Source organism: Arthrobacter sp. TMP15, assembly GCF_039529835.1.
GTDB lineage: Bacteria > Actinomycetota > Actinomycetes > Actinomycetales > Micrococcaceae > Specibacter.
On sequence record NZ_CP154262.1, the window covers coordinates 1954776 to 1972999 of the forward strand.

Below are 18224 nucleotides of genomic sequence, written 5' to 3' on the forward strand. Positions count from 1 at the left end.
TTGTGGGGAAGCTTGGAACTACCAAGAACATTGTGGCGCCGGGAACAACCGGCTGCCTTTAACACTCAAGATTAACGAGAGCGTTTCAACATGTCTGCCTTCTTCCCCGCACCTTCAGGGCGCCCCGGCGCCTGTGCTGGTCCTGCCTGCCGGCAGCGCCGCTCGATGGCGCGCATGCGGATCGTAGACAGAATCGCCATTATTGGGCTCTCACTCTCACTGGCCCTTGTCGGTTGCACGCCCAACGAAGCGCAACAGCACGACGCGACGATGCCTACAACGAATGCTTCAACCGCGTCCGGGCGTGTAACAAGTGCGCCGCTTGAAACAGCGATAGCCGCCCAGACATTGCCCGTGTACTGGCTCGGCCATAGCAATGACGACGTTTTCTTGTACCGCGAGTTTTTTCCCGCTCAGCCCACAGACGATCCGCTGGTGACAGCGTTGCGAACAATGATGGGCAGCCAACCCCACGACCCTGATTACTTTTCACTTTGGAACAGTCCCTCCAGGCTTGGTGCCTCCATTTCGGCAAAAAACATCATCACCATTGATATATCGGCTGATGCTTTCGCTAAAAAAGCGGATCAAGGTCTGGCTGAGCGCTCAATTTCACAGTTGATCTATACAGCTACGGCCGCCGCTGCAATGGCCGGCCTCGTCGACACCGATAGCTCCATACAGGTTTCTGTCCTCGTTGACGGACACACTGGTTATAAGGCTTTTGGTCAGGTGCTCCTGGATCGTCCACTCACTCGCAAGGCGACATTTCTGGCACCTGTCTGGATTATTGACCCAGCTGACGGTGCTACGCACAAGAGTCTGCCTCTGAAAGTCAGCGGTCAGGGCGTCTCACCCACCGGAGCCCTCTTGTGGTCACTTGACCGATTCTCGGACGGCAAAGTCGGTGAACAGTATTTGAACGGGACAGTGTCCATTCCAGCGGGTGCCAAGGAATTGGGTGAGTTCAGCTTCAACATTGCCCCACCGCCCGGCAGCTACCAACTCTCGGTGTACATTGCTGACCCTTCACTCCCAGGTCAAAAGGTAGGTATTGACAGCAAAAGGGTCTCCATCGTGGAGCCCTCCCCCAAATAATTATCTGAGGGCCCCGCAGTCGTCCTTTAGACAGTGCAGTGAGCTGGCGAACTGTGGCAGGCGCCGGGTGGGCCCACGGTTGCGAGGGCCCCGCAGTGAGCTGGCGAACTGTGGAACGTGCCGGGTGGGCCCACGGTTGCGAGGGCCCCGCAGTGAGCTGGCGAACTGTGGGAGCAACCGGGGACTACCAGCGGCCCAGTTCTTGGCTTAAAAGTACGACGGCGGCGGGTCCAGCTGTGGAGGAGCGCAGCACATGCTTGCCCAGGAGTGCTCGCCTGGCACCGGCGGCAACGAATGCTTCGACCTCGGCGGCGCTCATGCCGCCTTCCGGCCCTACTATCAGCAACACAGAGTATTGCCGAGCCACAGTGCTCTTCGCGTCTGGGTTGGCTAGTAACCACTCGTGGGCACGCGTCGCCACCGAATCTACGGCGTCCTCGTGTAGGACTAATGCAAGGTCAGCTCCTTGAATATGTTCACATACGGCCGCGGTTCCTGCCAGTTCTCCCACACGTGGCACAGTAGCTCGTCTGGCTTGTTTGGCGGCAGCAACCACGACTTGACGCCATTTCTCCGGCCCCTTGACGGCTTTGTCCATTTTCCAGCGCACAATGGATCGCTCCGCCTGCCACGGCACAACTGCATCGATCCCCAACTCTGTGGCCATTTCAATGGCCAATTCATCTCTGTCGCCCTTGGCCAGAGCCTGGACAAGAGTGAATTCGACGGCTGGTTTTTGCTCAGGCAAAACAGCTTCCACCTGCACCGTCAGGATGCCTTTTTCGGCGTTGGTGACGGTGCAGGTCAAACGCAACCCTGCGCCGTCGCACACGTCAACCGGCTCACCAATGCTGAGCCGTTTGACAGTTGCCGCGTGGCGTCCTTCAGCACCGTCCAGGGAAAATCGGGCGCCGGGGCATAGCGCGCCAATTGACTCTGGGGCAGCGTAAAAGACCGGGTTACTCATGGCCGCTTAGAGACTGCCGAACTTATCACGCAGTTTGGCGAACATGCCGCCACTTGTGACTAGTTTGCCTTCGCTGTACGTTTCTCCGCGCAAGGCGGCCAGTTGCTTTAGTAGCTCTTCCTGGGCTGCATCCGGTTTGGTGGGCGTTTCAACATGCACATGGACCTTCAGATCGCCTCGACCGAACCCACGCAGATGTGTGACACCTAGACCGCGCAAATTAACCACTTCGCCGGCTTGTGTGCCCGGCTTGATGCTGACTGGTTGTTCGCCGTCGAACGTTTCAAAGCTGAGCTCTGTGCCCAAAGCCGCAGCTGTCATGGGGACACTGAGTGTGGCGTGCAGGTCATCGCCGTCGCGTAGGAATGCGGGGTCATTATTGACCTTCATCTCCACATACAGGTCACCGGCCGGTCCACCGGCAGGTCCTGCTTCGCCCTGGCCGCCAAGCTGAATACGTGTGCCGGTGCTAACTCCGGCCGGAACCTTTATGGTGAAGGAGCGGCGGTTGCGGACACGACCTTCTCCCATGCATTCATTACAGGGGTCAATGATCATGGTGCCAAAACCCTGGCAGGAATTGCAGGTTGCCAGGGTCATGACATTACCCAAAATGGAGCGCATGGGTCGCTGGATCTGGCCGCTGCCGTGGCAGACATCGCAGGTGGTGGGTGAGGTACCTTTGCGGCAGCAGCTGCCATCGCAGGTGGGGCACGTGATGGCAGTGTCAATTTCAAGTTTCTTATTGACGCCAAACACGGCTTCGCGCAGTTCAACACGTACCGTGATGAGGGCATCTTGGCCACGGCGCATACGTGATGCCGGGCCCCGGCCACCGCCTCCACCGCCGCCTCCGCCGCCTCCAAAGAAGGTTTCAAAGATGTCTTGGAAGGCGAACCCCTCGCCGCCAAAGTTACCTCCACCACCGCCGTTGTCATTGCCGTTTTCGTTGCCGGTGGTGTCATAGACACGTCGCTTTTGCGGGTCGGAAAGGACCTCATAGGCATGGGTCACTGCCTTGAAGCTGTCCTGAGCGTCCGGGGCGTCGTTGACGTCCGGATGAAGTTTGCGTGCCAGCTTGCGGTAGGCCTTTTTGATTTCTTCGGCTGTTGCGTCGCGGGCAACGCCCAATGCGTCGTAGTGATTACTCAAAATGTTGCTCTCTTTACGTGGAAACGGTGGCCGTTTAGCCGGCCAGAATTCTAGACAGGTACTGCGCTACTGCTCGCACACTTGACATGGTGTTGGGGTAATCCATCCGGGTAGGTCCAACCACACCCAGCTTGGCGCTTTCGCCGGGGCCGTAAATGCTTGCCACGACGGAGGCTTCAGACAGGGAATCATGGGGGTTCTCGCGGCCAATGACAACCGCCATTCCTAAGGTGTCCTGTGCCATAGCCTCAAGGAGTCGCAGTAACACCACTTGTTCCTCCAAGGCGTCAAGGACAGGACCAATACTCAGTGGGAAGTCATTGTTTGATCGGGCCAGGTTGGCCGTGCCCGCCATCACGATCCTGTCTTCGCGGGCGTTTTGAGCCAAGAGGACCAAGCCCTGTGCGAGCCTCGCCGCCGGGCCTTGTTCGGCACGCGGTACAGTCGCAGGAATTTTTATCGCCACGGCTGGGATCTTCGCTACTGCCAAGCCGTTGAGGCTTAGCAGAAACGCCTGCCGCAGCTGTGCCAGGCTCGCATCGTCAAGACAACTCCCGACGTCGATCACGTTTTGCTCCACTTTTCCCGAGGCCAGAATCAGCACAACAAGCACCTGGCTCGCGGCAAGGGCAACAAACTCAATATGACGGACAGTGGCTGCGGCCGAACGGGGATACTGGACAACGGCAACTTGGTTAGTCAGATGCGCCAGCGCACGCACCGTTCGCTCCAGCACGTCATCCAAATCCGTTGAGCCTTCAAGCAGGACAGATATCGCTCGACGCTCAGCAGCGGAGAGTGGCTTTACCGAGGAAAGCTGATCAACGAAGAGCCTGTACCCCTTGTCAGTGGGGATTCGTCCGGAACTTGTGTGCGGTGCTGCAATCAAGCCCTCTTCTTCCAAGGCCGCCATGTCGTTGCGGATGGTGGCGCTTGAAACACCCAGCTGGTGCCTTTCAACCAAGGCCTTGGAGCCGACGGGCTCGCGTGTATGCACATAATCTTCAACGATCGCCCGAAGGACCTCTAACTTACGTGGTTCGCTCATACCCATCACCTCCCTGTTTGCTGGCCGTCTAGACCCTGCTGTTTGTTGGTCGTGTAGACCCTGCTGTTTGTTGCGGAAGCAGGGACCACGTCTTCAACGTTGGCACTCTAGACATCCAAGTGCCAATTCTAATACTTTTACGCTGACCCACAAATGGCCGCAACCTCCACCAATGCTCGAATTGGTGCACTTCCACCGGATAGCATGGGTTTTCAGCGAGCAGCGTTCGCCATGAGCGTTGCATTGAACGTCGAGAGTTAGGGTTTTTTGTGCATTACAACCAGTGGGGCCCCCAAGACCTCAGCCCACCGCCCGCGCGCATCTTACGCCGAGTTGAGGCTCGCTCGGGGCTGGTTGTGGAGGAAGTGCCCTCCGGCTGGGTTGGGGCGGTGGTTCGGCTTGAGAAATCCGGTGGCATGCACATTGTCGAACTTGCCGACAGACGAGAAAAGATCCGCGCTTTCCCCCTTGGTTTCGGATTTTTGCTTGAGGGTGAGCCCATTGAACTCATTGCACCGGTGATCAACGCGCCCAAAGCGGCGCTGCGAACGGCTTCGGGCTCCGTTAAAGTTGCTGATACCCGAGCGAAAGTTGCCAAGGCCAGCCGCATTTGGGTTGAAGGTAAGCACGACGCCGAACTGGTTGAGAAGGTATGGGGTGATGATCTTCGAGTTGAAGGCATTGTGGTGGAACCGCTGCGAGGCATTGACGATTTAACAGGCGCTGTCGCCGAATTTTCCCCTGGGCCCAACCGTCGGCTCGGTATCTTGGTTGACCATCTGGTGCCCGGATCCAAAGAAACCCGCATTGTGGGAAATCTCATGAAAGTTCCACGAATGGCCGCCAACGTCTTAGTTGTTGGTCACCCTTATGTCGACGTGTGGCAGGCCATCAAACCATCGACCCTGGGCATTCCCGCCTGGCCTGTAGTCCCGAGAACAATGGAGTGGAAGCTAGGAATCCTCAAAGCCTTCGGCTGGCCCCACACAACCGCCGAAGACGTTGGGCTTGGCTGGCAGCGATTACTCTCCAAAGTGAATTCCTACTCAGACCTGGAACCTTCGCTGCTGGGACGCGTTGAAGAAGTCATAGATTTCCTAACGGCACCGGTACCCTAGTGCTGAGGCCTATTTCCTACAAGCCTTGGTATCGCCCGCTTTTTTAGTATGTTGAAAGGCTTGTCATTGTGAGTCAACCGGATAACCAAACCGATGCTGTCCGCGAACGGCCGCTCACGCCGTCAGAAGATAGGCAGTGGGCTTTCTTGGCCCACTGCGGCGGCATCCTTGGCTGCATTCCATCATTTTTGATCTACAAGGTCTTTGGCCCCCGTGGCCGGTTTACTGCACAAGAATCTTTTGAAGCTCTGAACTTCACGTTGCCACCCACAATTGCAGCCGTCTTCTTGAACATCTTGGCCCTGGTGTTTTCAATGTTCAACCCATCAGTGGGTACCATCTTCGCCCTACTAGCTCTCCTTGTATGGGCAGCCCTGACAGTCTTCTCAGTCATCGGTGCAATCCATGTCAACAAGGGCCAGCCGTACCGCTACTCAATGAACCTTCGTCTACTCAAATAGGTCCTCTGGCAATTAGCGGTGTAGGAAATCGCTAGTCCAGCAACGCCCTCGTGACAGCGTCACCCAAGAGACGTCCCTTCAGGGTGAGCACAAGTGTCCCGGCAAACGCTTTAATCGGATCTACCAGCTCCTGCGCGATGAGTCCCGCAACAGCTTTGCGTGCCGAAGCAGACAATGTCTTGATCTCCAGACCTTCCACTAATCGCGAAACCAGCATAATCCGTTCAACCTCGCGCGTCTGCGCATCGAGAGTTTCCCGGCCGGCAGCAGGGGATTCCCCTGCATCCAACCTAGTCGCATAGGCGGTTGGATGCTTGACATTCCACCAACGCACGCCACCCATGTGTGAGTGCGCTCCGGGTCCAATTCCCCACCAGTCATCACCACGCCAGTAGGCCAGATTGTGCTGGCAAGCATCTTCCGGGGTTCTTGACCAATTACTGACCTCGTACCAGGACATTCCGGCTTCCTGAAACAGGGCGTCAGCAAGTTCATACTTGATGGCGTGATCGTCGTCGTCAATGTTTGGTACCTGCCCGCGACGTATCTGGGCTGCGAGCTTGGTGCCCTCTTCAACGATAAGTGAGTAGGCGGAAATATGGTCAGGGCAATAACTCAACGCTGTGCGTACCGAGGTTTCCCAATCCGCGACTGACTCCCCCGGCGTGCCATAAATCAAGTCCACGCTGACCTTCAGCCCCACCTCACGCGCCCAGGCGACTGCCTGCGGGACTCGCTCCGGTTTGTGTGTGCGGTCCAGCACCTTCAAAACATGGGGCACAGCAGATTGCATGCCGAAAGAGACTCTGGTGAATCCGCCGTCGAACAGTTCCTGCAAGGACTCCCTGGTAACAGAATCCGGGTTGGCTTCGGTAGTCACCTCCGCGCCTGCCTCAAGCCCCCAGCGTGCGACGGCGGAATTCAGTACCCGGGTGAGGTCACCAGCGGGTAAAAGAGTAGGTGTGCCCCCGCCAAAGAAGACTGTGCTCAGCTTGCGCTGCGGCATTCCGGAAGCGGCCATGGCAAGAGCCGCGAACTCCACCTCACGCACGGCAGTGGCTGCGTACGCATCTTGCGAGGCTCCCCCACCCAATTCCGTAGCCGTATAGGTGTTGAAATCGCAGTAACCGCAGCGCACAGCGCAAAAGGGTATGTGCGCGTACAAACTGAACTTGCGATTCTGCACGCCGACGGCAGCTTGCGCGGGCAGGATCCCGTCGGCCGGAGCAGGGTCTCCGAGGGGTAAAGCGCTGGGTGTCACTTCTTTGACTTGTCCTTGGGTGCTTCGGCAGTTGTCAGTGCGGCAATGAACGCTTCCTGGGGAACCTCAACACGGCCCACCATCTTCATGCGTTTCTTGCCTTCCTTCTGCTTTTCAAGCAGTTTGCGCTTACGCGAGATGTCGCCGCCGTAACATTTGGCCAAGACGTCCTTTCGGATGGCCCGGATACTTTCCCGGGCGATGATGCGCGCTCCAATGGCCGCCTGAATTGGCACCTCGAACTGCTGACGAGGGATGAGCTCACGTAGTTTCCCCGTCATCATGACACCGTAGGCATACGCCTTATCTCGGTGAGTGATGGCACTAAAAGCATCGACCTGCTCGCCCTGCAACAGAATGTCTACCTTGACCAGATCGGCGGCCTGATCGCCGTCGGCCTTCCAGTCCAGCGAGCCATATCCACGAGTTTTGGACTTTAAAATATCAAAGAAATCAAACACGATCTCGGCCAGTGGCAGTCTGTACCGGATTTCAACGCGATCCTCGGAGAGGTAGTCCATGCCGCCGAGGATGCCACGGCGACTCTGGCACAGCTCCATGATCGCACCAACAAATTCCGTTGGGGCCAGAATGGTGGCCGCCACCATCGGTTCGCGTACTTCAGCAATTTTCCCTGCCGGGTATTCGCTGGGGTTCGTCACATGGACTAGTTTCTTATCCTCAAGAGTTACCTCGTACTCCACGTTCGGAGCAGTCGAGATCAAATCCAGGTTGTGTTCGCGCTCAAGACGTTCACGGGTGATTTCCAAGTGCAGCAAGCCAAGGAAACCAACTCGGAACCCAAAACCAAGAGCCGCGGAGGTTTCCGGTTCATAGATGAGGGCAGCATCATTGAGCATGAGCTTCTCAAGTGCATCCCGCAGCACCGGATAATCTGTGCCGTCCATGGGGTATAAACCCGAGAACACCATGGGTTTGGCTTCCTGATAACCAGGCAACGATTGCGTTGCCGGCTTGTGGAACGTAGTAACGGTGTCGCCCACCTTAGATAGGCGCACATCTTTCACACCAGTAATGAGGTACCCCACTTCGCCAACGCCCAAGCCCTTGGAAGGTTTCGGTTCCGGTGAGCTGACACCAATTTCCAGGAGTTCGTGCGTAGCACGTGTGGACATCATCTGGATTTTCTCGCGCGGACTCAGGCTGCCATCGATGACTCGAACATACGTGACAACGCCACGGTAAGTGTCATAGACCGAGTCGAAAATCATGGCCCGTGCCGGAGCATCGGGGTCACCCACGGGAGCTGGTAAGTCCCGAACAATAAGATCCAGCAGGGCCTCAACGCCGACCCCGGTTTTACCTGAGACCATCAACACGTCTTCGGGTTTTCCACCAATGAGATTCGCCAGTTCCAACGCATACTTTTCTGGCTGCGCGGCAGGCAGATCAATTTTGTTCAAAACCGGAATGATCGTGAGGTTGTTCTCCATGGCCAGGTATAGGTTCGCCAAAGTCTGGGCCTCGATGCCTTGCGCAGCATCCACAAGTAAAATGGCACCTTCACACGCAGCCAACGAACGCGATACTTCGTAGGTGAAGTCAACGTGTCCAGGGGTGTCGATCATATTCAGGCAATAGGCCGTACCGTCCACTTCCCATGGGATGCGCACTGCTTGGGACTTGATGGTGATGCCGCGTTCGCGCTCAATGTCCATGCGGTCAAGATATTGCGCCTTCATGTCACGCTGCTGAACCACTCCGGTGAGCTGGAGCATCCGATCGGCCAGGGTTGATTTACCGTGGTCAATGTGCGCGATGATGCAGAAATTCCTGATGATCGCCGGATCGGTCGCGGCGGGCACCGGGGCAGTGCGGGCCATGGGTGACACTAGTGTTCCTTACTGTTGCGTGAGCGCAGGGACAGCGGTGGAATCACCGAACCGTGCAGGAGGTTGCGTCCGCACGTTCCACGTCGGACACTCATTGCCATCAAGTCTGCCATGAATACGTGCCGGGCACAGAACTGACGGGCCAAGCCAAGCCACCGGTTCACGTGCGATTATGCGTCATCACTGCAAGATACGCTCCCAGTTCAGCCCAAAGAGGCTCTCTTGTCGATACTGTAGAAACCATGCCAACCACATCCGAGCGCATTTTCCGTCTCCTCCGTTCACTGACGGGCTCACTGTTAAAGCCCGGCAAATCATTGCCTCCCAGCGGCAAGCCAAGCAGCTCTAGACGCACCACGCCAAGGGTCAAGCAGGCGGCGCCTTCGGCGTCGAACGGTGTTTTCACTGGACTTAGTGCACCATATCCAGGAGATTTCAATGGAAGCTCCACCGTAAGCTACTCCCCCGAAATTGACGGCGCTGCTGACCCCGGAGAGATCGTATGGACATGGGTACCGTATGAGGAGGATTACAACCAAGGCAAAGACAGGCCAGTCTTGGTAGTTGGCAAATCTGGAAAGCGACTACTGGCACTCATGCTCACCAGCAAGGATCACAGCAATGACCGGCGCGCCGACTTGGATTACATTGACATTGGTACCGGCGCCTGGGATAAACAAGGCCGGCCCAGCGAAGTGAAGTTGGATCGGATCCTGCAGGTCTCCCCAGCCGACATGCGCCGCGAGGGGGCGATCCTTGACGCTAAACGTTTTGCCGTGGTGGCCTCTGCTCTGAGAAAGCAGCACGGTTGGAAGTAAGCAAGACGGATACAGCACGGGAATCTGATAAGATTTATCACTGTGTGTGTTCGTGCAGGTCGGCGGACACAACAGCTTGACCTGACGTTCACCATAATTCGAGCATCCCCACGCCGCTGTCAACGGTCAAGCTACGCCCTCTACGACCGAATTTACGTATCAAAAGAGAGTTAAACAACGTGGCTAATATTAAGTCCCAGAAGAAGCGCATCCTCACTAACGAGAAGGCGCGTCAGCGCAATCTTGCGGTCCGCTCAGGAGTCAAGACCGCCATCCGCGCAGTTAACACTGCCGTGGCCGCTGGCGATAAGGATGCAGCTACGGCTGCACTGGTGAATGCAGGCCGCAAGCTGGACAAGGCTGTCGGCAAAGGCGTCTTGCACGCTAACAATGCTGCCAACCGCAAGTCAGCCATCTCCAAGAAGGTTAACGCCATCTAAGAGAAGCTGATCTGCTTCGCAACGCTGACGAAGGGACCCCACCATTTGGTGGGGTCCCTTCGTGTTTAGCGGGTCAGTTCTAACAGGAGAGCACTCACAGGCGAGTACTCAAAGGCTGGGGCCAACAGGCTAGGGCCCACAGGCTAGGGCCCACAGGCTAGGGACGCGCCGCCGTGGCGATGACTGTCACAGCATGTTCCACCGCATACACCGGATCCTTTGCTGCGCCCTTAACCTGGGCGTCGGCTTCGGCCAAAACCTTGATGGCAGTTATCAAAGCCGCACCGCTCCAGTGTCCTGCATCCCGACGGGCCGAATCCACCTGCCAGGGAGACATGCCGAGGTCCCGGGCCAACTGGGCCGAACTACCCCGCAGTGAAAACACCTTGGCAACCTGGCGCACCTTCATTGCCAGGGCACCCACCAAGGGAACGGGATCCACGCCTGTTGCCAGTGCGTGCCTCAGCGTTGACAAGGCAACGGGGGCATTGCCAGCCAGGGCCGCGTCTGCCACGCGGAACGCAGTTGCTTCTACCCGGCCACCGTAATACTTATCGACGTCGTCGGTGCTGACCGTCCCCGTAGTATCGGCAATCAGCTGTGAGCACGCGGCAGCCAGCTCGGACAGACTTGCTCCAACTGCTGCAACCAATCCACGAACGGCTTGGGCGTCGATCCGCCTCCGGGCAAGGGAGAACTCTGCACTGACAAATTGGGTCTTTTCCGCGTCCTTCTTCAACGGCTGGCATTCGATCCGGGTAGCACCCACAACTTTCAAGGCGTCCAAGAGTTTCTTACCGCGAGTACCCCCACCATGGGCTAGCACAAGCGTAACGTCCGGAGCGGGGTCCTTGATGTATGTCAGGGCATCCAGCAGAAAATCATCATTCATGGTGGCAAGTGCACCCACTTCGATTAATTTCGGTTCGCTAAACAGTGATGGGCTGGCAACCATGCCCAGCTGACCGGCTGTGTAATGAGCGGCATCAAGGGAGGTCAGTTCCAACTCCGGGTTTTTCTCCCGTAATTTCTTGCGCACATCATCCACAGCCCGACTAGCAATAAAATCTTCGGGACCAAAGAGTAGCACCACTGGTGCTAGCGGAACGTCTCGCCAATCAGCACTATTTGTGGAGCGCTGTGTGGTTCTAGCTCCTTGGGTTGCTCTCGGTGCTGGGCTCACTGGTATGTTCCTGTCCATGCTGTATTCACAGCGTCTACTCTGCCACCCCTGCGCAGTATTCCCTATCCGCCCTTGCAGTATATCCGCGCCCTGTTCACAACCGAAGAACAGCTGCTGTCCACCACGCTGTTGTTGCCGCAACGAGGGTCACCAATACTCCAAAAACAAATCGTTTTGGCACAAAATGATCAATACAACCCAGTAGTCTCGTTTGAAGAACCGCTACTCGCTGCGTCTGGACAATACTAAACAAACAGGCCAATACTGCCATGTTCAAAACTGCCATGAGGATCACTCCCTGTGGACCTTCCGGCCAAGGAAGACTGGCTGCCGGCAGGGCTGACATTGTGCGCGCCACCCAACCAACCCACCAAGCGCCCGATCCACTAATGGCAGCACACAGCGCACCCACTGGTGGCAATATAGCCGCGCTGACCATGCCCAGGGTTCCCACAGTCGTCACCAGGGCCACAACAGGGGCGGCAAGCATGTTGGCAGGAATAGTGTACGGCGTGAGCCGAGCCTGCAGAAGGACAATGACAGGTGCACAGAACAGTTGTGCGGAAAGTGGAATAGCCACTGCCTGGGCAAGCCAGAGCGGCATCAGCACCGAAAGCCAACCCACACAGCGTCGGCCAACCAGATGTAGCCCCAAGGTAGCCAGCACTGACAGGATGAACGCATAGTCCACGGCAAGCCACGGATCAGCCAGAATCAGCACCAGAATACTTGCCGATAGCAGGGCACCAACACGTTTTGGCCGACCACTCAAGATAGCCATGGCTCCCATGGCACCCATAACGGCAGCCCGCAACACACTGGGATCAGGTCCAACCAGCAAAACGAACACCAGAAGTCCCGCACCGGAGACACCTATAGCAAGGAGTTGAGGCGTTCGCATAGAACGCAAGGCAAGCATCAGCGAGGCCAATACGAGTGTGCAGTTTGCGCCGCTGACGGCGGTCAGATGTGTCAATCCCACGGTTTTCATGGCGTCGTTGAGCTCGCTGTTCATACCGCCTCGGTCACCCATGACCATACCGGGCAGGAGTCCGGCAGTGTCTTTTGAATGGGTATCCCAGACACCGTGAACCGCCGATACCCACGCTTTCCGAATGGCGGCGAGCGAACGTTGGGCCCAACCTTTGGCAGCCGCCTGTGACTGTGGCCCCGTTGTAGGGTGCAGGATTCCAGAGACTTTCACGCGCGCCTGCGCAGGAGCAATTCTTCCAGCTGTATCCGCCCGATCCCCTGGTTTTAGTTGCGCCCAGCTTGTATCTGCCATGACTCTGACAGTCATTCTGCCGGTAAGTACGCGTTGATGGGCACTGGCGCGAACAACGAATGCGTCAAAGGTAACAATCGGTGGGCCGTTGGCCGAGTCCAGCGTTCTCGGAGTTGTTCCCACCTCAAGAGTGAGCACCCAATCAGAACCGTCTGAGACCGCCAGTTCAAGTGGAGAGTTGGCGGCAGTGTAGATCCTTAAACCCGCAGACAGAAGCACGGCGAAGATGCACAGGCCAGCAAGCAGTACAGTGGGTCCGGATGCAGCAACGAAGGCAACGGGTACCCTCCATCCGTTCGGGCGGCGGTCCGTACGACTGAGCTTTGGACCGTTGCCTCGCGAGCCGTTCCGCACCAGCCATTGAACACTTGTGCTGACCAGCATTCCGCCACCTAAAACGATCACCCATACCAGGAGGATGCTCACCGGCGCTGCGATGGCGATGGCCGCTGTTGCCCAAGCAGCCACCACCGCAGGCAATAATCTGATGTCTGCACGGTGTGTTGGTTCCGCTGCGGCTTGCTCTGTATGGGCAGCAGCCAGCTTACGCTTCAGGTCTTCAACGTGCCGGCGCAGGCGCCAACGACGTCTTTTTGCCGGTTCGGAACCTACATCTCCCACAGCAGCTTTGGTAAAACGCGCCCACCGCGGCTCCCGCTCCCTCATGCTGCACGGCTCTTATGGCTAAGCCCATGTGGCTGCGCCGCAGTATTCCCGCGATGCGCGGTCATGACACTGTCACCAAATCCCGAAGCCCCGCCAGCAATTTGGCCCCAATCCCACTCACGGCGTCCAAAGCATCTACAGAGGAATAGCGTCCGTGATCTGTGCGCCAAGCCACTATCCTGTCAGCCAGCACCGGCCCAATACCGGGCAATTCGTCAAATTCTGCTGCCGTAGCGGTGTTGAGGTTTAGCAGTGGGGCACTGCCCACCCCTGGGTTGCCGAGAGGCTGTCCTACTGCTCCCGGCACATGAGCAGTTTCTGGCAGTTCCGCCACCCCCGGCTGTGCAGGCATGCTGGCCGCCTGCTCTTGCGTCAGAACGAGAATCTGCATACCGTCTATTAAGGGCGCTGCCAGGTTCAAGGCAGACAACTCGGCCGTGGGGAGAGCCCCGCCGGCAGCACCCAAAGCCTGGAAAATTCTCTTGCCCTGCTCCAGTACGAAAACTCCCGGATTCTTGACTGCGCCGACAACGTGGACCACGAGAGAATTCTGCGTCTGCTGTACGTCTAATCCTAAAGGTGCCCCGGGCGTTGATGCGGCGTCAGCTCCGGCACCAGTAGCTGGAATCGACGCACTTGCTCCAGCTGATGCTTTAGCCGCGTTCAATGACTCTTCTGAACTCACAGGGGCTGGGCCATCCATGGCAGGGACCGCGACTTTGCCGCCATGTTCAGTAGATAATTCGGCGGAGGCTACCTGCACCCCGGCCGATTCAATCCACAGTATCCCCAGGGTGGCAGCCATCATGGCCAACACCACTACTATGGCACGCAGAGAAATTACCCATCTGGGTCCCCGCAAGGGCAAGCGTGCGCCAACAACATGCGCGGTGTTTCTGGGCAAAGGCCCAGGCGAGTTAGACTCACCGCGGCCAGTGTTCTCAGGCCCGGTTGATCGCGTATTGAAGTCGTCGTTGGAACTACCCATAGGCTAACGGTAGGCCGAGGATCGCCCACCCCGGCGGTGCTTTACTTGATCTGTCCTAAATCTGTGCGTAACTCATATTTTGTGCGCCGCTGTGGAGGAAAAGGTTAGTGCAGACCGGCTAATGGATAGTCGGGGTTCTGGATGTCCGGGGCGGCAGGAGCGTCCGCAACAACCACAACTAGTACGCCAAGGCCTGCATGGGCGGCCAGTACTGCGGGCAGACGCGTGAGAGTCACAGCAGCCAAACCGGGAAAGCGTACCGCCAAAGAATCCCCGAGTTTTCGGCCCTGGATCTCGTTGCCAAAATAGTGGACGCTAATCTGGGTGGCTTCATCCCCCCTTGCCGCGATATTCCCAGCTGCCAATGCTTCCAATCGAGCGATGGCTCTCGCCGCAGAGCGCACTTTTTCCAAGGGGACCACGGCGCCGTCCCTTATCCCCAGGATCGGTTTGATATCCAAAACTGTTCCCAGCCATGAAGATGCCATACTGATCCGTCCACCTCGACGAAGCTGCTCCAAACTAGGAACGTAAAAATAGACTGACGTTCCCACCACCGCCGCATGGGCAGCGGCCACAACCTCATCCGCCCCCGCACCGTGGGCAGCGGCAGAAAGTGCTGCCTGGACACCTCTGCCCTGTCCCATTCCCACAGTCCCAGAGTCAACGACGTGGACAGGGATCTGGACGCGGTCAGCACCTATCTGGGCGGCATCGAAGGTACCCGAAAGTTTGGTTGAAATATGCAACGACACCACCGCGTCAAAGCCTGCGTCAGCGGCGGCCTTGTACGCGCGCTCGAACTGCCCGGGCGATGGCCTCGATGTTTTCACTGACTTGCCCGCAGCCAAAGCCAGCGAAATATGCGTTTCCAGTTCTGCATCATCGTCTGAATAAACATTCTCGCCAATAATAACCGGCATAGGCACCACGTTCAGGTACCCGTTCTCGGCAAACTTAAGTACCCACTCAGGAGGCAGCGCTGCAGCCGAATCAGTGACGATGGCGATTGCCGGCCGCGGTGGTCCTGGAGTCTCATCGGCATCCGGTGTTTGCCCGATGGTTTTGGGAAGGAGACGTTGGAGATGTTGGAGCAGCCACGCACCTGCTGGCGTTTTCGTAGTCACAGCTTCCCTTCCCTTAAACAGTCCTTGGGCGTTCCTGACAAAAGTGCCTTCCCTGCCTCTGGCAGGGAAGGCACTAACAAGCAGTGGCTCTCCCCGCTAGGCAGGAACGATATTGACCAGCTTAGGCGCACGAACGATCACTGTGCGGATTCCACGGCCGTCAAGAACCTTTTGTACAACCGGCGATGCCAACGCCAACTCGCGCAGATCATCTTCAGAGATATCAGGTGACACTTCCAAACGCTCGCGGACCTTGCCTTGGATTTGCACAACGGCGGTAATGCTCGCCTGCACCAGAAGTGACTCATCGACAGCTGGGAAGCCAGCGTTCGCTACCGAGGCTGGATGGCCAAGAGCACTCCACATGTCTTCTGCGGTGTACGGCGCGAAGAGACTCAGAATAATAGCGACAGCTTCTGCAGCCTCTCGCACCGCGGGATCCAACGCACCAGCACCGGAATCAATGACCTTGCGTGTAGCATTTACCAATTCCATGATCTTGGCGACCACAACATTGAATTTGTGTCCTTCAAGGAGTGCCTTGGACTCGTGGACGGTCCTGTGGGTCAGAGACCGCAAGGAGGCGTCGCCAGCCAATACATCGGCGCCGGGCTCGCTGTTAACATCGTTACCCAAACGCCAAGCCCGTGCCAGGAACTTCGCCGAGCCCGACGGCGAAACATCCGCCCAATCGACGTCGTCCTCGGGCGGACCGGCAAAGACCATGGTGAGGCGGACGGCGTCGACCCCGTATTTATCCAGCTGCTCGCCCAGATCAACCCCGTTGCCTAGGGACTTACTCATGGCTTTGCCCCCGTTCAGCACCTGCCCCTGGTTCAACAGGGCACTGAAAGGCTCGGTGGCCTCCAACATGCCCATGTCGTGGATGACCTTGGTGAAGAAGCGGGCGTACAGCAGATGCAAAATGGCGTGCTCAACACCGCCGACGTACTGACCAACCGGCATCCAGTCATTGACCTTGGCCGGATCGAAGGGGCCCTGCGTGAACTGCGGTGAGACAAAACGCAAGAAGTACCAGGAGGAATCAACAAAAGTATCCATTGTGTCGGTGTCACGCTTGGCTGCCCCGCCGCACGTGGGGCAAGCAACGTTGACCCAATCCGTGGCAGCCGCCAGCGGGGAGGTGCCCTTGGGTGAGAGGTCCTCGCCGCGCAGGTTCTCCGGCAGGCGGACAGGTAGTTGCTCGTCAGGAACCGGGACCTCACCGCAAGCGGCACAATGAATGATGGGAATCGGGGTGCCCCAGAAACGCTGGCGTGAGAGCAACCAGTCGCGAAGACGGAAGTTCACAAACTTCTCACCCGTGCCCAGTTTCTCCAAAATTTCAATTGCCGCGGGGATGGCCTCAGACTTCGAGAGCCCGCTGAGCTCCCCGGAATTCATCAAGGTACCCTCACCCGTGCTGGCGATGCCACTTTCAGCGGGATCTTCCATGCCTGTGTCCAAGACTGCCCGCACTGGCAATTTGAAGGCCTTAGCGAAGTCCAGGTCACGCTGGTCGTGTGCGGGAACGGCCATAATGGCGCCCGTGCCGTAATCAGCTAGGACGTAATCAGCCGCCCACACCGGCAGCTTTTCACCCGTGAGCGGGTTAATAGCGTAGCGGCCAGTGAACACGCCGGACTTCGGGCGTTCCGTTGACTGGCGCTCAATGTCACTAAGTGCCTTGACTTGTTCACGGTATTCGCTCAATGCCTCAGCGTTCTCGGCCGTGACAAGATCCAGAGCCAACGGAGCATCAGCTGCAACCACAAAGAACGTTGCCCCGTAGAGGGTGTCCGGACGGGTGGTAAAAACTTTCAGTTCCTGCTCAGGTTTCTGCTCCCCCGCAGCTTCAATCAAAAATGTGACGTGAGCGCCTTCGGAGCGGCCAATCCAGTTTTTCTGCATAGCCAGGACACGGTCAGGCCAGTGCCCCTTCAGCGCGTCCATGTCATCCAAGAGTCGATCGGCGTAATCAGTGATCTTGAAATACCACTGGTTCAGGGACTTCTTAGTCACAACTGTGCCGCAGCGCTCACAGGCACCACCGACAACTTGTTCGTTAGCTAGGACCGTCTGGTCCTTGGGGCACCAGTTAACGGGTGAGTTCTTCCTATACGCCAGTCCACGCTCATGAAAGCGTTTAAACAACCACTGGGTCCACCGGTAGTACTCCGGGTCAGAGGTCTGTAGCCGCCGTGACCAATCAACCGAGATGGCATAACGCTTGAACGACTCGGCCTGCGTGTCAATGTTTGCATACGTCCACTCGCTGGGGTGGGCATTGCGTTTAATCGCAGCATTCTCGGCAGGCAACCCAAAAGAGTCCCAACCGATCGGGTGCAGGACGTCGTAGCCCAGCTGACGCCAGTAGCGTGAAACAACGTCGCCCATGGCGAACGCTTCAGCATGGCCCATATGCAGGTCCCCGGAAGGATACGGGAACATATCCAGGACGTAGCGGCGTTCCTTGGATCCGTCATCAAGTGGAGCAAAAACGTTCAGTTCATCCCAGACGGCCGGCCATTTGGCTTCCATCGAGGTGAAACTGTAGACGCCCTCTTCGCTGTTCTCTTCAGTCTGGGACTGCACGCTCACGTACCCTGCCTTTTCATTCATCTATGGCTTATTGCACTTTCCGGCCCTTTACACGCAAAAGCCCCTCGACGTAGCAAGGGGCGCACCGCAACACTTGTTGCGGTTAGCTAAGGAGGAGAAGTTTGTGCACACCCTTACTTTACCGCACCTTCAAAGTT

Annotated in this window: 15 protein-coding genes; 5 read left to right on the plus strand and 10 right to left on the minus strand. The window is 57.4% G+C overall.

The window, feature by feature from the left end; translation table 11 throughout:
• Nucleotides 1-90: 90 nt before the first annotated feature.
• Nucleotides 91-1098, plus strand: coding sequence for a GerMN domain-containing protein (locus AAFM46_RS08645; RefSeq protein ID WP_283527221.1), 1008 nt, complete (start codon nucleotides 91-93; stop codon nucleotides 1096-1098).
• Nucleotides 1099-1282: 184 nt separating this feature from the next.
• Here AAFM46_RS08645 and AAFM46_RS08650 read toward each other — a convergent pair whose 3' ends face one another.
• Genes AAFM46_RS08650 through hrcA form a run of 3 tightly spaced genes read right to left on the minus strand, consistent with a single transcriptional unit; the run spans nucleotide 1283 to nucleotide 4265 of the window.
• The gene (locus AAFM46_RS08650; protein WP_343317427.1) at nucleotides 1283-2065 is read right to left on the minus strand and encodes a 16S rRNA (uracil(1498)-N(3))-methyltransferase; all 783 of its coding nucleotides are present in this window, start codon (nucleotides 2063-2065) and stop codon (nucleotides 1283-1285) included.
• Between the two features lie 6 nt (nucleotides 2066-2071).
• On the minus strand, nucleotides 2072-3217 hold the full coding sequence (gene dnaJ / locus AAFM46_RS08655; protein ID WP_283527225.1) for a molecular chaperone DnaJ: 1146 nt from the start codon (nucleotides 3215-3217) through the stop codon (nucleotides 2072-2074).
• A gap of 34 nt (nucleotides 3218-3251) precedes the next feature.
• Nucleotides 3252-4265, minus strand: coding sequence for a heat-inducible transcriptional repressor HrcA (gene hrcA, locus AAFM46_RS08660; protein ID WP_283527227.1), 1014 nt, complete (start codon nucleotides 4263-4265; stop codon nucleotides 3252-3254).
• 269 nt (nucleotides 4266-4534) lie between these two features.
• Between hrcA and AAFM46_RS08665 the strand changes: the two genes are divergently transcribed.
• Together AAFM46_RS08665 and AAFM46_RS08670 are read left to right on the plus strand one after the other, a co-directional pair.
• Nucleotides 4535-5383 (plus strand): DUF3097 domain-containing protein, encoded by an 849-nt coding sequence (locus AAFM46_RS08665; protein WP_283527228.1) that lies wholly within the window; start codon nucleotides 4535-4537, stop codon nucleotides 5381-5383.
• Between the two features lie 68 nt (nucleotides 5384-5451).
• Nucleotides 5452-5844 (plus strand): DUF4870 domain-containing protein, encoded by a 393-nt coding sequence (locus tag AAFM46_RS08670; RefSeq protein WP_343317428.1) that lies wholly within the window; start codon nucleotides 5452-5454, stop codon nucleotides 5842-5844.
• Between the two features lie 31 nt (nucleotides 5845-5875).
• Here the strand turns inward: AAFM46_RS08670 and hemW are convergent, their stop codons facing one another.
• Nucleotides 5876-7105 carry a radical SAM family heme chaperone HemW gene (gene hemW / locus AAFM46_RS08675; protein ID WP_283527233.1) on the minus strand — a complete coding sequence of 410 codons (1230 nt, stop codon included), beginning with the start codon at nucleotides 7103-7105 and terminating at the stop codon, nucleotides 5876-5878.
• On the minus strand, nucleotides 7102-8958 hold the full coding sequence (gene lepA, locus AAFM46_RS08680) for a translation elongation factor 4 (protein WP_283527235.1): 1857 nt from the start codon (nucleotides 8956-8958) through the stop codon (nucleotides 7102-7104). The genes hemW and lepA overlap by 4 nt, the downstream gene beginning before the upstream one ends.
• 242 nt (nucleotides 8959-9200) lie before the next feature.
• Between lepA and AAFM46_RS08685 the strand changes: the two genes are divergently transcribed.
• Entirely contained in the window at nucleotides 9201-9776 is a 576-nt protein-coding gene (locus tag AAFM46_RS08685) for a type II toxin-antitoxin system PemK/MazF family toxin (RefSeq protein WP_283527237.1), read from the plus strand.
• A gap of 179 nt (nucleotides 9777-9955) precedes the next feature.
• Nucleotides 9956-10216: a 30S ribosomal protein S20 gene (rpsT, locus tag AAFM46_RS08690; protein WP_283527239.1), complete on the plus strand. Its 261-nt coding sequence runs from the start codon at nucleotides 9956-9958 to the stop codon at nucleotides 10214-10216.
• 157 nt (nucleotides 10217-10373) lie between these two features.
• Here the strand turns inward: rpsT and holA are convergent, their stop codons facing one another.
• The 5 genes from holA to leuS all read right to left on the minus strand — a co-directional run bounded on the left by holA (nucleotide 10374) and on the right by leuS (nucleotide 18087).
• The gene (holA, locus tag AAFM46_RS08695; RefSeq protein ID WP_343317429.1) at nucleotides 10374-11399 is read right to left on the minus strand and encodes a DNA polymerase III subunit delta; all 1026 of its coding nucleotides are present in this window, start codon (nucleotides 11397-11399) and stop codon (nucleotides 10374-10376) included.
• Between the two features lie 94 nt (nucleotides 11400-11493).
• Complete coding sequence (locus AAFM46_RS08700) at nucleotides 11494-13350, minus strand: ComEC/Rec2 family competence protein (protein WP_343317430.1); 1857 nt, start codon at nucleotides 13348-13350, stop codon at nucleotides 11494-11496.
• Nucleotides 13351-13411: 61 nt separating this feature from the next.
• Complete coding sequence (locus AAFM46_RS08705) at nucleotides 13412-14338, minus strand: ComEA family DNA-binding protein (protein ID WP_343317431.1); 927 nt, start codon at nucleotides 14336-14338, stop codon at nucleotides 13412-13414.
• A gap of 104 nt (nucleotides 14339-14442) precedes the next feature.
• Nucleotides 14443-15465, minus strand: a complete 1023-nt coding sequence (locus tag AAFM46_RS08710) for a DegV family protein (protein ID WP_343317432.1) — start codon at nucleotides 15463-15465, stop codon at nucleotides 14443-14445.
• Between the two features lie 96 nt (nucleotides 15466-15561).
• Nucleotides 15562-18087 (minus strand): leucine--tRNA ligase, encoded by a 2526-nt coding sequence (gene leuS, locus AAFM46_RS08715; RefSeq protein WP_343317433.1) that lies wholly within the window; start codon nucleotides 18085-18087, stop codon nucleotides 15562-15564.
• Nucleotides 18088-18224 lie beyond the last annotated feature (137 nt).

Coding starts and splice junctions, on each gene's coding strand:
- AAFM46_RS08650 (WP_343317427.1), bottom strand. CDS start 2,065: ATGAGTAACCCGGTCTTTTACGCTGCCCCAGAGTCAATTGGCGCGCTA.
- AAFM46_RS08705 (WP_343317431.1), bottom strand. CDS start 14,338: ATGGGTAGTTCCAACGACGACTTCAATACGCGATCAACCGGGCCTGAG.
- AAFM46_RS08685 (WP_283527237.1), top strand. CDS start 9,201: ATGCCAACCACATCCGAGCGCATTTTCCGTCTCCTCCGTTCACTGACG.
- AAFM46_RS08645 (WP_283527221.1), top strand. CDS start 91: ATGTCTGCCTTCTTCCCCGCACCTTCAGGGCGCCCCGGCGCCTGTGCT.
- hrcA (WP_283527227.1), bottom strand. CDS start 4,265: ATGAGCGAACCACGTAAGTTAGAGGTCCTTCGGGCGATCGTTGAAGAT.
- leuS (WP_343317433.1), bottom strand. CDS start 18,087: ATGAATGAAAAGGCAGGGTACGTGAGCGTGCAGTCCCAGACTGAAGAG.
- AAFM46_RS08700 (WP_343317430.1), bottom strand. CDS start 13,350: ATGAGGGAGCGGGAGCCGCGGTGGGCGCGTTTTACCAAAGCTGCTGTG.